Origin of the sequence: Pseudorhodoferax sp., assembly GCF_047601025.1 — a bacterium.
Lineage (GTDB): Bacteria > Pseudomonadota > Gammaproteobacteria > Burkholderiales > Burkholderiaceae_C > Pseudorhodoferax.
On sequence record NZ_JASGJZ010000001.1, the window covers coordinates 1,883,617 to 1,896,192 of the forward strand.

Consider the following 12,576-nt stretch of genomic DNA (forward strand, 5'->3'; position numbering starts at 1 on the left):
TCGGTCAGTTCTGCCGCCAGGGCAGGCCGCGCTGGCGCCAGCCGCCCGTGCGGCCGCGCTGGCCGTTCGCGTCGGCAGCGCCCTCGAAGCCTTCGAGGATGTTGTAGGCCTCGATGCCCAGTTCGGTCGCGCGCCGCGCCGCGGCGATCGAACGCACGCCGCTGCGGCACAGCAGCAGCACCTTGCCGCCCGGCGGCACGGCCGCGCGCAGGGCCGCGTCGAACTGCGGGTTTAGCACCATGCCGGGCCATTGCTTCCAGGCCACCGGCACCGCGCCGGGCACGTAGCCGACCCACTCGCGCTCGGCGTCGGTGCGCACGTCCACCAGCACCGCCCGGCCCTCCTGCCACCAGCGTGCGGCCAGGGCCGGGGGAACGTCGCCGGCATAGCCCTCGGCGGGGCGCGGCGCATCGGCATCGGTGGGGGGCAGTTCGCTGTTCATGCTGGCGGTCTCGCGTGAGGGTGGCGGTGCGCCGCAGTGTAGGCCGGGGCCGGCCCACCGTGGCGCACGGTCTTTGCGCCGAGAATGGCGTGCAGGAGGTGACGCCATGTTCAAGGCTCTGGTGATCGAGAAGGACGAGGCCGGCTACCGCGCCGGTGTGCGCGAGGTCGGCGACGACGCGCTGCCCGACGGCGAGGTGCTGGTGCGCGTGGCCTATTCCACGATCAACTACAAGGACGGGCTGGCGATCACCGGCAAGTCGCCGGTGGTGCGCAAGTTCCCGCTGACCGCCGGCATCGACTTCGCCGGCACCGTGGAAGCCAGCGGGGACGCACGCTACCGGCCCGGCGATGCCGTGGTGCTGAACGGCTGGGGCGTGGGCGAGACGCACAGCGGTGGCCTGGCACAGAAGGCGCGCGTGAAGGCCGACTGGCTGGTGCCGCTGCCCGCGGGCCTGAGCGCGCGCCAGGCCATGGCCATCGGCACGGCCGGCTATACCGCCATGCTGTGCGTGCTGGCGCTGGAGCGCCATGGCATCGCGCCGGGCGCCGGCGACATCCTGGTGACCGGCGCCAACGGCGGCGTGGGCAGCGTGGCCATCGCCCTGCTGGCGCGGCTGGGCCACCGCGTCGTGGCCTCCACCGGCCGGCTCGGCGAGGCCGGCTACCTGCAGGCGCTCGGCGCGGCCGAGGTCATCGACCGGGCCGAGCTGTCCGCGCCCGGCAAGCCGCTGGGCAGGGAGCGCTGGGCCGGCGTGGTCGACGCGGTCGGCAGCCACACGCTGGCCAACGCCTGCGCCACCACGCGCTATGGCGGCGCCGTCGCGGCTTGCGGGCTGGCCCAGGGCATGGATTTCCCGGCCACGGTGGCGCCGTTCATCCTGCGCGGCATCACGCTGTACGGCATCGACAGCGTGATGGCCAGGCCGTCGGTGCGCATGGCCGCCTGGGAGCGGCTGGCGCGCGACCTGGACCTGGCGAAGCTGGACGCCATGACGTCCGAGATCGGCCTGGCGGACGCCGTGCAGGCCGGCGCCGACATCCTCGCCGGCCGCGTGCGCGGGCGGCTGGTGGTGGACGTCAACCGCTGATTTCGGCGCGCCTCGGGCTTCATTCAGGCCAGCAGGCGGCCCCAGACCTGACTGTCGGCACTGCCCGTTGGCGGCAGGCCGGCCCGCTGCTGGAAAGCGCGCAGCTGCTGGGCCGTGGCCTGGCCGAAGGCGCCGTCGGCGCGCAGGTCGGCGCCGCGGTCCGACAGCGCCAGCTGCAGCGTTCGCACGTCCAGCCCGCGCGTCATCGGCGCCTGCAGCGCCAGCACCCGGCTGCCCGGCTGCGGGCCGTCGTAGCAGTTCGGCGGTATGGCGTTCAGCGTCAGTTCGGATATCTCCTGGCTGCGCACGCGCAGCGGTCGTTCCAGCCCCCACTGATCCAGTGCGATTAGTCGCTCGAAAGCTTGCATGCGGTAGACCGTTGGTCTTAGATCCTCGCGTGCATGGTGCGCCAGCCAGTCGCGACGTGCGGTGACATAGGCGCGGATCCAGGCTCGCTCGCCGAGGTCGGTTGCGCGACCCGAAGCTGAGTCGACCTGGTCGCGCAACGCGGCCCAACTACCGTGCACGTAGCTGTCGTAAACCACGGCCACGCCGAGCGCGGTGCGGATGCCGCGTTGCAGGGCGGCATCCAGCGCAGGCTGCCAGTAGCGCTGCGTGAAGAAGCGGTCCTGCGTGTCGCGCATGACGGGGTCGTCGGCGCTGGCGCGCAGCAGGTTGTGAGCCTGCGGGTCCGTGTCCAGCGTCAAGTCGATGGCCTGGGCGCGCATCGCTGCGTCGCGCAGGCGCGCGCCGAAGCGTGCGCCAGGATTGGTCACGTATTGTTGTAACAGCCGGCCGAGGTTGCCGGTGGATAGCGTGGTCTGCGAACGACCGAAGGTCAGATGACCGCTGTCACCCGGGATCAGTGTGACCTGGCCGTAGTCGCTCAGCACCGTGCCGGTTTCGAAGATGTTGACGATGGCTTCGGCCGTGCGGCGCTGCGTGGTGGTTAGCGTGTCGCCCGTGGCCATGGCGGTGACGCCGTCGAGCTTGGCCGGCTCCACCAATGCTTGCAGATCTTTCTGCGCCGGCGACTCTTGCCAAGTCGCGGTCAGCGTGAAGGTTCCTGCACCATCCGGCTGCACACTGACCGTTGCTCCGCGAAGCGCATAGATTTGGCGGAAGCTATCCAGCTCTTTATTCAGTTCGAGAACCGCACTTCGGCGAGCGCGCGCCGCCGCAGCGCAGCGGCGCCCTTCATGGTCAGCAGGTCGGCGACGTCGAGTTGCGGCGCCGCCTTCTTGAGCCAAGCGTCCAATCGCGCATCGACTGTCTTGTCCATTGCCTTTCCATCCGGTCGCCACAGTTTCAGCAGGATCGATTGCTCCTGATCCGAGCCGGCGACGCCTGTCACCGTGGAGACGCCTGCTACCTGCGTGATACGGATCTCGCCCGTGCTTTCGGCCTTTGGCTCCGCTGAGGACACCGACTTGTCCACCAGATCGCGTGCTGTGCTGAAGGTGCACAGATCGGAATAGGCCTCAAGGTGACTACGCGCGGCCACGAAGTCTTCTGGTGTGGCCTCCCGCAGTACCGCTGCGCGTTCCTCGAGAACTTTGAACAGCTTGGCTTTGACACCTCTGGTAGACGGCGCGATGACCAAGCCGTCGAGCCGGTTGTCCTGCAGTCCGGACCAGGTCGCCATGCCGGCGCCATAGGCCGTGGTGACGTCGGAATTCAGGCGAGCCAGTCCGATCAACGCCGTTCCGAGTTGGCTGATCACATTGACATCCTTGGCGCGCCACCGCGCTTGCCGTTCGAAGTCTTCCAACCGCTGGAACCACCGACGGCAATGGCTGTCGACCAAGCCGATGCCCTCATTCAGGCAGGCCGCGACGTCTGTGCTGGTAGCCGCGGGGTTGGCCGCCCTGTCCATGGCGGTGTAGTAGGCCGCAACCTGGTCGTTGGCGGCCTTCTTGGCAGCGTCCTGATCGGACTGCTCGTCGTTGCAGTCAGGCCGGATTGGCCAGAGTGCGTTCATGGCCTGAGGGCAGGCCCAGGTGGCTGCAGCCGCTTACCGCCAGCACGGCGCCGAGCACCAGCGCCAAAGGTCTCCTGCTGTCGGGAATGGCTTTCATGTCAACCTCCTTGGTGCATCCGGTACCCGCGCTGTACGCCGCCCATGCAGCATCAGCGCCGCGCCACCCATCAGCAGCAGCGCGCCGACCGGCGGTTCGGGCACGTCCTGCACCTCTTGCGTGATCGGCGTTTGCGTGCCGGTGAAGCGGCCGGCGCCGGTGAAGCTCACGCCGGTCACGAAGGCCGTGGTGTCCTCCGGGTCCAGGCCGGCGGCCACCTCGATGCCGGTCACGCGGAAGCGGTCGACGCCATCCAGACCGAAGTCGAACACCTGGCCGCCGAGCCAGTCGTGCGCGGCCAGCAGCCAGTCGCTGCCATCCCATAGCCACAGGTCGTACCGCCCGTCGCCGATGTCGCTGGGTAGCACCAGCGTGCGGAAGTTCGGATCGCCAGCGCCGGTCTGGTAGTCATAACCGACAGCGACCGACGGGTCGATGTAGTAGAGCTGGTCCGGCACTACCGTGAAATTGAAGGCGAAGCTGCCGTCGTCGCGTCGCACTGGCAACTGCACCTGCTGGTCGCCGTTGTCGGTCGGCGTGAAGTCGGCATAGACGCGGGCCATGGCCTGCAGATTGCTGTTGCGCGTGTCCGTGCTGCCGTCGCGCGTCTGCAGCGCCGAAATTTCGATGGTGTAGGGCTTGCCGAGCACGAACGCATAGCCGGGCACCGAGAAGTGGGACGGATCGACCGTGTAGTCGGTGCGCTGCAGGTCCAGGCTCACCACCTGGCCGGTGCTGAGGGGCCCGTTGGCCGGGTTGTTGTTGATCAGCGAGCGGTCGTAGATGTTCACGCGATAGCCTTGGACCGCGTCGCTCGCCGGCGGCGTCCAGCGGAAGTTCGGGGCGGCGGCCGTGCCGGACAGCGCGATGCTGGAGACGAAGCCGATCGGCGCGGAGCCGGCCTGCATCCGGACCACGGTGCTGGCGCTCTGGCTCCCGTTGCTGAAATTCAGCGTCCAGGGCTGGTACGCGTTGGGCGGCGGCGGTGCGTTGGTCGTCAGCGGGAGGTAGCGCGAGAAGAAGTTCGGGACCACCGGGCCCGGGTTGTAGCTGATGGTGCGCTGGACCAGCTCGCCGGTGGCCAGGTCGGTCGTGGTCGCGATGCCCGAGATGCCGGCGGCGGTGCCGGTCGCGCTGTCGATCACCGAGTTGGCGCCGAAACGCAGGAAGGTGCCGTCCGTGAAGCCCAGAGAGTTCAGCCCGCGGGTCTCGAAGTTGATGAACGCGTTGCCGATGACGATGTCCGCATGAGCGCTGGCGCTGGCTGCCAGGCACAGCGCGAGCAGCGGGTTACGAAGATGAAGCCGCATGTTTGTCCTCCTCCAGGATGTCGGAAGCCGCATTCGACCGGTTCAGGCCGGCTCGCGCATCCTCTGAATGGATGAGAACAGCGTGCCGATCGGGTGATGTGTGGCGGCTGCGGTCCGGCGAGACGCGGCCGCGCAGCAGCACCAGCGCCGCGATAGCCGTGAAGCCCAGTGCGCCGAGCGGCGGCGGGAAGCGGCCGGTGGCGTGGCGCGCCGGCATCGGCTCGGCCGGACGCCGTTCCACATGCGCTGCCACAGCTTTCGTGGATGCTGGCTGGATGCGCAACGCTTCGGCAGCAAATGCCACACGCGGCGTCCATGCCGCGGTCAGGGTGGTCAGGAGGAGGGCGATCAGCAGGCGGGGCAGGACCATGGCCGATGTGACCATGGCCGCGCCGGCCGCGCATCGGCAAGATGGTGGAAAAAGCCGCGCGTGCGGCGTCAGCCCGCGCGTGCGGCGCGCGCCAGCTCCACGACGCCGCGCAGCCCCAGCACGTAGGACAGCGGGCCCAGGCCCTGGATCGTGCCCTTGACGGCCGGCGAGATGATGGAATGCGCGCGCCAGGCCTCGCGGGCCGCGATGTTGGACATGTGCACCTCCAGCACCGGGAACGGCATGGCCTTGATCGCATCGTGCAGCGGCACGCCGTGCTGCGTCAGCCCGGCCGGGTTGACGACGGCGCCGGCGGCGCTGTCGATGTGCTCGTGCAGGAAGTCGACCAGCACGCCTTCGTGGTTGGACTGCACGGTGGCCAGCTCCACCTGCAGCTCGGCCGCGAGCGCGGCCAGCTGCTGGTCGATCTGCGCCAGCGTGGTGTGGCCATAGATGTGCGGTTCGCGGCGGCCGAACAGGTTCAGGTTGGGGCCGTGCAGGACGAGGATCTTCATGGGCGTGTTTCCGGGTCGTTCGTGGTGGAAGCCTACTTGCGCAGTTTGGCCAGTTCGTCGTTGTAGAGCTTGACCATGGCCGGGTCGTAGCTGGCCGCGAACTTCTCCAGCACCGGCTTGACGATGGCCTGCATGCGCGCCTGCTCGGCCGGGGCGATGGTGTTGTACTGCATGCCCTTGGCCTGCAGCTCGCCGATGGCCTTCTGCGCCGCCGCGCGGCTGACCTGGCGCTGGTAGCCGTGCGCCTCGCTGGCGGCCTCCTGCATGATCTTCTGCTCGGCGGGCGAGAGCTTGTCCCAGAAGCGCTTGCTGACCAGCACGATGTTGGCCGCGTAGACGTGGTTGGTCGCGCTGACGAACTTGTTCACCTCGTAGAACTTGTTCGACAGGATCACCGCGAACGGGTTCTCCTGGCCGTCCACGGCCCTGGATTCCAGCGCGCCGTACAGCTCGGCGAACGGCAGCGGCACCGGATTGGCCTTGAACGCCTTGAACGACTCCAGGAACACCGGGTTCGGGATCACGCGCAGCTTCAGGCCCTCCAGGTCCTCGGCCCGGGTGATCGGGTGCCGGCTGTTGGTCACGTTGCGGAACCCCAGGTCCCAGTAGCCCAGCGCCACCAGGCCCTTCTCGGGCAGCCGCGCGATCAGCGCCTGGCCCAGCGGGCCGTCCAGCAGCGCGTCGGCCTGTTCGTAGGTGGACACCGCGAACGGGAAGTCGAGCAGCCCGAACTCCTTGACGATGCCGGCCAGCGAGGTCGTCGCCGGCGCCGACATCTCCTGCACGCCGCCCTGCAGCGCCGACTGCTGCTGCAGCTCGTTGCCCAGCTGGTTCGACGGGAACTCCTGCACCTTGAACTTGCCGCCGGTCTTGGCCGCCAGCAGTTCGGCGAAGCGCTTGACGCCGAAGCTCACCGGATGGTCGGTGTTGTTCAGGTGGCCGAACTTGATGGTGCGCTCGCGGATGTCCTGGGCCAGGGCCGCGGTGGTGGACAGGGCGAGCACGGCGACCGCCAGGGCGCTGCGGAGCAGGGGTTTCACGTCGATGGTCCTCTCGGGTTGGAAAGGCGGCGATCGTAGCGTAAATGGAAAATATTTCCAAATAAGAAAATGATTCCAGATCGATGCCGGCGAATCCGCGGCATCGCGGCCGGTTCGGGGGCCTTCACGCACAATCGCCGGCCATGAGCAGCCCGCTGGAACGTTCCCTGTCCGTCCTCGAATACCTGGCCGCGCGGCCCGAGGGCAGGGCGCTGTCGGCCATCGCGCAGGAGCTGGAGCTGCCGCTGTCGGCCTGCCACCGGGTGCTGGCCGAGCTGGTGCGCTGCGGCTACGTGCGCCAGATGCGCGAGCACGGCGACTATGCGCTGACCACCAAGCTCGCGGCGCTGGGGCTTTCCTACCTGGGCGGCTCGGGCATCGTGGACATCGCCCAGCCCATCATCGACCGGCTGGCCGACCTGTCCGGCGAGCTGGTGCGGCTGGCCATCGTCGACGGCGACCGGCTGACCTTCGTGGCCAAGGCCCAGGGCGCGCGCTTCGGCCTGCGCTACGACCCGGACATGGGCATCGACCTGCGCCTGTCGTGCAGCGCCGGCGGCCATGCCTGGCTGATGACGCTGCCCGACGAGCGCGCGCTGGAGCTGGTCGTCCGGCAGGGCTTCGGCGACCCGAAGGACTACGGCCCGCGCGCGCCGACGACCTGGAAGGCCGTCGAGCAGGCGCTGCACGAGGACCGCGCGCGCGGCTTCTCGGTCATCGAGGAGGTCTACGCGCCCGGCATGAGTTCCATGGGCGCGCCGGTGCAGCGCCGCGGCGAGCCGACCATCGGCGTGATCACGATCGCCGGGCCGGCGATCCGGCTGACCGTCCCGCGCATGCTGGAGCTGGGCCCGGCGCTGCAGGCGGCCGCCGCCGAACTGGCGATGGCCAGCGCGGCCTCGCCGGTCCTCGCGCGGCGTGCGGCCGCGGCCGTGCGCGCCGGCTGAGGCTCAGGGCCGGCCCAGCTCCACGATCCCGTCGACGAACGCCTTGATCGACTGGGCCGCCTTGGCCTCGATCGAGGTGAACTCCACCGGATAGCCGAAGCCGCCGTCGGCCTGCGGCACCACGCGCAGCACCTTGGCGTAGATCTCGGTCAGCTCGCGGCCCATCAGCGACAGCGACAGCGCGAAGCAGATGTCGTCGAACGGCTGCAGCACGGCCCGGCTGCGCACGAACATGCCGCCGTAGCCGATGTCGTGGATGTGGCCGGCCAGCCGCTCGGGCGCGAGCGACTTGCCGTCGAGCCGCCGGAATTCCAGCGGCAGGTCCACCTCCACGCGCGCGCTGCTGCGCACCTCGCGGCGGGGCACCGCCAGCGGCCGCGGCCGCCGGGTCGCCCGCAGCTCGAGCATGCGCACGGCGCTGCGCTTGCCCTTGACGCAGACCTCGTTCGGCTCGCCGACCTCGATGTACTCGCGCGCCAGCAGCCAGGTCGCCTCGGACAGCAGGATCTGCCCGCGCAGGCTGTGCGCCTCGATGCGCGAGGCCAGGTTCACCTGCTCGCCGACCACGGTGTATTCGCTGTGCAGCGTGCAGCCCAGGTGGCCGGCGACCACCTCGCCGGTGTTGATGCCGATGCCCATGTACCAGGCCGCCATGCCCTGGCGCCGGTTCTCGGCGTTGACCTCGTCCATCGCGATCTGCATCTCGATCGCGCAGGCGATGGCGCGCTCCACGTCGTCCTGCAGCGCCTCCGGCGCGCCGAACAGCACCATGATCGCGTCGCCCATGAACTTGTCGATCGCGCCGCCCCAGCGCACGATGATCTCCGTCATGCGCGCCAGGTAGCGGTTCAGCGCCTGCACCATGGCCAGCGCCGAATGCTGCTCGGCCAGCGCGGTGAAGCCGCGCAGGTCCGACAGCAGGATGGTCACGCGCCGCAGGTCGGCCATCTCGCCGGGATGCACCACGCTGTCCACCACGGCGTTGATGCGATCGCGCGCGTCAGGCCGCTGCAGCGCGTCCGTGGCGGCGAGGGCGAGCAGGCGGTCGGCCAGTTGCTGGCGATGGATCTGTTTCATGGCAGCGAGGCGCATGCGCGGCGGTCGGAGGCCGGCAGTGTAGGCTGCGCAAACGCGTGCGCCTGGCGCAGAATGCGTGCATGAGTGATTTGCTGCTGAACACCCCCGACGACCCGCGCGAGCCCCTGCAGGCCTCGTTCAGCGATGCCACCAACCCGCTCGGGCTGGACGGCGTCGAGTTCATCGAGTTCGCCACCGCCAAGCCGCAGGCGCTGGGTCAGGTGCTGGAGATGATGGGCTTTCGGCCGATCGCGCGGCACCGCTCGCGCGAGGTGCTGCTGTACCGCCAGGGCGGGCTCAACATCGTGGTCAACGCCCATGCGGCGGACGCCGCCGGCGCCGAGCCGGAGGTGCCGGCGATCTCGGCGGTGGCGCTGCGCGCGCGCGACGCCCGCGCCGCCTACCGCTACGTGCTCGAACGCGGCGGCTGGGCCGTGCCGACCCATGCCGAGGTCATGGAGCTGAACATCCCGGCCATCCACGGCGCCGGCGGCAGCCGCATCTACTTCGTCGACCGCTACAAGGAGTTCTCGATCTACGACGTGGACTTCGTGCCCATCCCCTCGGTCGACCCGCGGCCGCCGGCCACGGCCGGCATCCATTTCTTCGGCGTGGTGCAGTACATCGGCCCGGGCCGCAGCAACGACTGGATCGAGTTCTACGACGCGCTGTTCGGCGCCGAGCTGATCCCGGACGACCAGCGCTTCGGCATCATGCCCAAGGGCACGCTGCTGCGCATGCCGGCGCTGGACCCGCGCCAGCGCTTCATGCTGCAGCTGGTCGAGCCCGAGCCGCACGTGCTCGACAGCAGCGAGCGGCTGCAGCGCATCGGCCTGGGCGTGCCCGACGTGCTGGCCGCGGTGCAGGCGCTGCGCGCGCTGGGCGTGGAGTTCGTCGAGACCGCCGCCGCGCACACCGAGCGGCGCGGCGCCATCACCAAGACCTACCTGGGCGCGGTGGTGTTCGAGCTGGTCCACAGCGTGCAGGAGTGAGAGGCATGCGGCTGCACACGCACGGCAACTTCGAAGGCTTCGGCATGGACACGATCACGCTGGCCGGGCCGCTGGAGGCCAAGCTGGCCGCCATGCGCGAGGCTGGCTTCACGCAGGTCATGCTCAAGGCCAACGACCTGGTCGGTCACCCGGGCGGGCTGGCCGCGGCGGTGCAGGCCGTGCGCGACAGCGGGCTGCGCGGCACGGGCTTCCAGGTGCTGCGCGACTTCGAGGGCCTGTCGGGCCACCTGCACCAGTACAAGGTGGACATCGCCAAGAGCATGCTGGAGATGGCCGCCGCGCTGGGCTGCAAGGTGCTGCTGGCCTGCTCGTCGACCTCGCGCCACGCCGCGCACGACCTGGACCACATCGCGCGCGACCTGCGCAAGCTGGCCATGCTGGCCGTGCCGCTGGGCATCCGGATCGCCTACGAGGGCCTGTCCTGGGGCCACACGGTCAACGAGTTCACGACCGCCTGGGACGTGGTCTGCCGCGCCGACTGCGCGAACCTGGGCGTGTGCATCGACTCCTTCCACGTGCTGGCGGCCAAGACCGCGCTGGAGGAGATCGACTACCTCGATCCGGACAAGATCTTCCTCGTGCAACTGGCCGACTTCCTGTGGCAGGACACGCCGACCTTCGAGGAGCGCATGAGCACCGCGCGCACCATGCGCGTGTTCCCCGGCGAAGGCGTGCACAGTGAGCAGATGGTCGACCTGGTGCTGCGCCTGGACCGGCTGGGCTACCGCGGCGACTACAGCTTCGAGGTCTTCAACGACGACTACCTGAACCTGCCGCTGCCCACCGTGGCCGAGCGCGCGCGCCGCTCGGCGCTGTGGCTGGCCGAGGACGTGCTCAAGCGCTCGGTGCCGCTGCCCGGGCAGCTGCGGCTGAAGGCGATGGCGGGCTGATCAGCCCCGCCGGCGCGCGCCCAGCCAGCCGCACAGCGCGATCAGTCCGATCCCGAGCCAGGCCCAGCCGTCGGGCCGGTGGCCGAAGGCCAGCCAGCCGGCCAGCGTCGCGAAGCCGACCTGGCAGTACAGGAACGGCGTGAGCCGCGCGGCCGGCGCCAGGCTGTAGGCGCGGATCAGCAGGTAGTGGCCGACCGAGCCCAGCGCGCCGACCAGCGCCGCCAGCGCCCACAGCCGGCCCTCGGCCATTGGCGCCCAGCCCCAGGGCAGCGCCAGCGTGCAGCAGGCCAGGCCGATCAGGCCGGTGTAGAAGTGCGTGGTGCCCGGGTGCTCGGTGCGCACCATGCGGCTGGTCACGACCTGGTAGCCGGCGTTGGCCAGCACCAGCAGCAGCGGCAGCAGCAGCGCGGCCTGGAAGCCGCCGCCGCGCGGCCGCACCACCAGCAGCGCGCCCAGCAGGCCGCCGGCCACCAGCGCCCAGCCGACCGGGCGCACCCGCTCGCCCAGCAGCAGCGCGGCCAGCACCGTGACGGCCAGCGGCGCCAGCATCATGACCGCCGTGAACTCGCCGACCGGCACGTGGCGCAGGCTCAGGAAGGCCAGCGTGTTGGAGGTGACCATCAGCAGCGCCCGCAGCAGCTGCCAGTGCGGCGCCCGCGTGCGCAGCAGCGCGCGGCCGTGCTGCGGCAGCAGCAGCGCCGCCGTCAGGCCGGCCTGCGTCAGGTAGCGCAGCCACACCATCATCAGCACCGGCACCGCCGGCCCGAGGTATTGCGAAACCGTGTCCAGCGCCGCGAAGCACAGCGTGGCCAGCACGGTCAGCGCGATGCCGAGGCCGGGGCGCATGGGCCTCAGAGCCAGGCCATCCACAGGTTGATGGTCAGGAACGACAGCGTGGTAGCGGCCAGCAGCGCGGCGGCGGCCAGGCTGTCCAGCCCGTACTTCTGCGCCAGCACCGGGTAGATGCTGAGCATCGGCACGCTGGCGTAGACCACGGCGGCGCGCTGCAGCAGCGGGTCCATCGGCAGCAGCAGGCTCGCGGCCAGCACCGCCGCCGGATGCAGCAGCAGCTTGCCCAGCGCCACGGTGGCCACGTCGCCCAGCATGCCGCCGGGCCTGAGGCCGACCAGCGCGCCGCCGATGACGAACAGCGCCAGCGGGCTGGCGGCGGCGGCCACCACGCCGACGGTGCGCTGCAGCACGTCGGGCACCTCGATGTCGAGCGCGGTGACCGCCAGGCCCACGGCGATGGCGATGATCAGCGGGTTGCGCACCAGGCGGCCGGCGATCGCTCGCAGGCGCATCCACAGGCTGCCGCCGGCATCGCCGTCGGCGTCGGCGGCCGCCAGCGCGGCCGGCATGATCAGCAGGTTCTCGATCAGCATCGTCAGCGCCAGGCCCACGCCGGCGGTCGCGCCGCCGACCAACTGCGAAGCCACCGGGTAGCCGATGAAGGCACTGTTGGAATTGCTCATGCCCAGCGCCAGCAGCGCCGACTTGGCCGAACCCTCGCGACGCCGCCGGCGCGCCCACCACCAGACGCTGGCCAGCACCGCCAGCGAGCCGGCCCCGTAGGCCAGCAGGTAGCGCGGGTTCAGGATGTCGCCCAGCGGGCGGCTGGACAGCGCGCGGAACAGCAGCGCCGGCAGCGCGACCAGCGTCGCGAAGCGGCCCAGCACGCGCATCTGCTCCTGCGTGAACACGCCGTAGCGCACCACCAGGAAGCCGGCCAGGATCAGCAGGTAGATCGGCGCGGTGGCGGCCAGCACGCCGCCGGCACCGATCATGCCGGGCGCCGGCGCTG

At 70.3% G+C, this 12,576-nt stretch carries 15 protein-coding genes; 4 read left to right on the forward strand and 11 right to left on the reverse strand.

Annotated elements, in window-relative coordinates; genetic code table 11:
• Positions 1-4 precede the first annotated feature (4 nt).
• Positions 5-442 carry a rhodanese-like domain-containing protein gene (locus tag QM782_RS08855; protein WP_415202547.1) on the reverse strand — a complete coding sequence of 146 codons (438 nt, stop codon included), beginning with the start codon at positions 440-442 and terminating at the stop codon, positions 5-7.
• A 106-nt stretch (positions 443-548) separates the two neighbouring features.
• Here QM782_RS08855 and QM782_RS08860 point away from each other — a divergent pair, with 106 nt between their 5' ends.
• Positions 549-1,532: an MDR family oxidoreductase gene (locus QM782_RS08860; protein WP_415202548.1), complete on the forward strand. Its 984-nt coding sequence runs from the start codon at positions 549-551 to the stop codon at positions 1,530-1,532.
• A gap of 23 nt (positions 1,533-1,555) precedes the next feature.
• Here QM782_RS08860 and QM782_RS08865 read toward each other — a convergent pair whose 3' ends face one another.
• Genes QM782_RS08865 through QM782_RS08895 form a run of 7 tightly spaced genes read right to left on the reverse strand, consistent with a single transcriptional unit; the run spans position 1,556 to position 6,845 of the window.
• Positions 1,556-2,617 carry a chitosanase gene (locus QM782_RS08865; RefSeq protein ID WP_415202549.1) on the reverse strand — a complete coding sequence of 354 codons (1,062 nt, stop codon included), beginning with the start codon at positions 2,615-2,617 and terminating at the stop codon, positions 1,556-1,558.
• A gap of 56 nt (positions 2,618-2,673) precedes the next feature.
• Positions 2,674-3,513 carry a hypothetical protein gene (locus QM782_RS08870; protein WP_415202550.1) on the reverse strand — a complete coding sequence of 280 codons (840 nt, stop codon included), beginning with the start codon at positions 3,511-3,513 and terminating at the stop codon, positions 2,674-2,676.
• Positions 3,485-3,610, reverse strand: coding sequence for a hypothetical protein (locus tag QM782_RS08875; protein WP_415202551.1), 126 nt, complete (start codon positions 3,608-3,610; stop codon positions 3,485-3,487). Before QM782_RS08875 ends, QM782_RS08870 begins: the two co-directional genes overlap by 29 nt.
• Positions 3,607-4,920 carry a hypothetical protein gene (locus tag QM782_RS08880; RefSeq protein ID WP_415202552.1) on the reverse strand — a complete coding sequence of 438 codons (1,314 nt, stop codon included), beginning with the start codon at positions 4,918-4,920 and terminating at the stop codon, positions 3,607-3,609. Before QM782_RS08880 ends, QM782_RS08875 begins: the two co-directional genes overlap by 4 nt.
• On the reverse strand, positions 4,901-5,305 hold the full coding sequence (locus tag QM782_RS08885) for a hypothetical protein (protein ID WP_415202553.1): 405 nt from the start codon (positions 5,303-5,305) through the stop codon (positions 4,901-4,903). The genes QM782_RS08880 and QM782_RS08885 overlap by 20 nt, the downstream gene beginning before the upstream one ends.
• A gap of 53 nt (positions 5,306-5,358) precedes the next feature.
• Positions 5,359-5,805 carry a type II 3-dehydroquinate dehydratase gene (locus QM782_RS08890; RefSeq protein WP_415202554.1) on the reverse strand — a complete coding sequence of 149 codons (447 nt, stop codon included), beginning with the start codon at positions 5,803-5,805 and terminating at the stop codon, positions 5,359-5,361.
• Positions 5,806-5,837: 32 nt separating this feature from the next.
• Positions 5,838-6,845 carry a TRAP transporter substrate-binding protein gene (locus QM782_RS08895; RefSeq protein WP_415202555.1) on the reverse strand — a complete coding sequence of 336 codons (1,008 nt, stop codon included), beginning with the start codon at positions 6,843-6,845 and terminating at the stop codon, positions 5,838-5,840.
• A 143-nt stretch (positions 6,846-6,988) separates the two neighbouring features.
• Between QM782_RS08895 and QM782_RS08900 the strand changes: the two genes are divergently transcribed.
• Positions 6,989-7,792: an IclR family transcriptional regulator gene (locus tag QM782_RS08900; protein WP_415202556.1), complete on the forward strand. Its 804-nt coding sequence runs from the start codon at positions 6,989-6,991 to the stop codon at positions 7,790-7,792.
• 3 nt (positions 7,793-7,795) lie between these two features.
• Here QM782_RS08900 and QM782_RS08905 read toward each other — a convergent pair whose 3' ends face one another.
• Positions 7,796-8,869, reverse strand: coding sequence for an adenylate/guanylate cyclase domain-containing protein (locus tag QM782_RS08905; RefSeq protein ID WP_415202557.1), 1,074 nt, complete (start codon positions 8,867-8,869; stop codon positions 7,796-7,798).
• 80 nt (positions 8,870-8,949) lie between these two features.
• Between QM782_RS08905 and QM782_RS08910 the strand changes: the two genes are divergently transcribed.
• Positions 8,950-9,861 (forward strand): VOC family protein, encoded by a 912-nt coding sequence (locus tag QM782_RS08910; RefSeq protein WP_415202558.1) that lies wholly within the window; start codon positions 8,950-8,952, stop codon positions 9,859-9,861.
• Between the two features lie 5 nt (positions 9,862-9,866).
• A complete protein-coding gene (locus tag QM782_RS08915) occupies positions 9,867-10,772 on the forward strand; it encodes a sugar phosphate isomerase/epimerase family protein (protein ID WP_415202559.1) in 906 nt (301 codons plus the stop codon).
• On the opposite strand, the gene QM782_RS08920 is transcribed toward QM782_RS08915, so the two are convergent.
• Positions 10,773-11,618: a DMT family transporter gene (locus QM782_RS08920; protein ID WP_415202560.1), complete on the reverse strand. Its 846-nt coding sequence runs from the start codon at positions 11,616-11,618 to the stop codon at positions 10,773-10,775. It abuts the gene before it with no gap.
• Positions 11,619-11,623: 5 nt separating this feature from the next.
• Positions 11,624-12,559 carry an AEC family transporter gene (locus tag QM782_RS08925; RefSeq protein ID WP_415202561.1) on the reverse strand — a complete coding sequence of 312 codons (936 nt, stop codon included), beginning with the start codon at positions 12,557-12,559 and terminating at the stop codon, positions 11,624-11,626.
• Positions 12,560-12,576: the final 17 nt, after the last annotated feature.

Bases quoted from the DNA above. Each gene is read 5' to 3' on its own strand.
- QM782_RS08875 (WP_415202551.1), bottom strand. From the start codon at position 3,610: ATGAAAGCCATTCCCGACAGCAGGAGACCTTTGGCGCTGGTGCTCGGC.
- QM782_RS08890 (WP_415202554.1), bottom strand. From the start codon at position 5,805: ATGAAGATCCTCGTCCTGCACGGCCCCAACCTGAACCTGTTCGGCCGC.
- QM782_RS08915 (WP_415202559.1), top strand. From the start codon at position 9,867: ATGCGGCTGCACACGCACGGCAACTTCGAAGGCTTCGGCATGGACACG.
- QM782_RS08910 (WP_415202558.1), top strand. From the start codon at position 8,950: ATGAGTGATTTGCTGCTGAACACCCCCGACGACCCGCGCGAGCCCCTG.
- QM782_RS08905 (WP_415202557.1), bottom strand. From the start codon at position 8,869: ATGAAACAGATCCATCGCCAGCAACTGGCCGACCGCCTGCTCGCCCTC.
- QM782_RS08855 (WP_415202547.1), bottom strand. From the start codon at position 442: ATGAACAGCGAACTGCCCCCCACCGATGCCGATGCGCCGCGCCCCGCC.
- QM782_RS08860 (WP_415202548.1), top strand. From the start codon at position 549: ATGTTCAAGGCTCTGGTGATCGAGAAGGACGAGGCCGGCTACCGCGCC.
- QM782_RS08900 (WP_415202556.1), top strand. From the start codon at position 6,989: ATGAGCAGCCCGCTGGAACGTTCCCTGTCCGTCCTCGAATACCTGGCC.
- QM782_RS08885 (WP_415202553.1), bottom strand. From the start codon at position 5,305: ATGGTCACATCGGCCATGGTCCTGCCCCGCCTGCTGATCGCCCTCCTC.
- QM782_RS08925 (WP_415202561.1), bottom strand. From the start codon at position 12,559: ATGATCGGTGCCGGCGGCGTGCTGGCCGCCACCGCGCCGATCTACCTG.
- QM782_RS08880 (WP_415202552.1), bottom strand. From the start codon at position 4,920: ATGCGGCTTCATCTTCGTAACCCGCTGCTCGCGCTGTGCCTGGCAGCC.
- QM782_RS08870 (WP_415202550.1), bottom strand. From the start codon at position 3,513: ATGAACGCACTCTGGCCAATCCGGCCTGACTGCAACGACGAGCAGTCC.
- QM782_RS08920 (WP_415202560.1), bottom strand. From the start codon at position 11,618: ATGCGCCCCGGCCTCGGCATCGCGCTGACCGTGCTGGCCACGCTGTGC.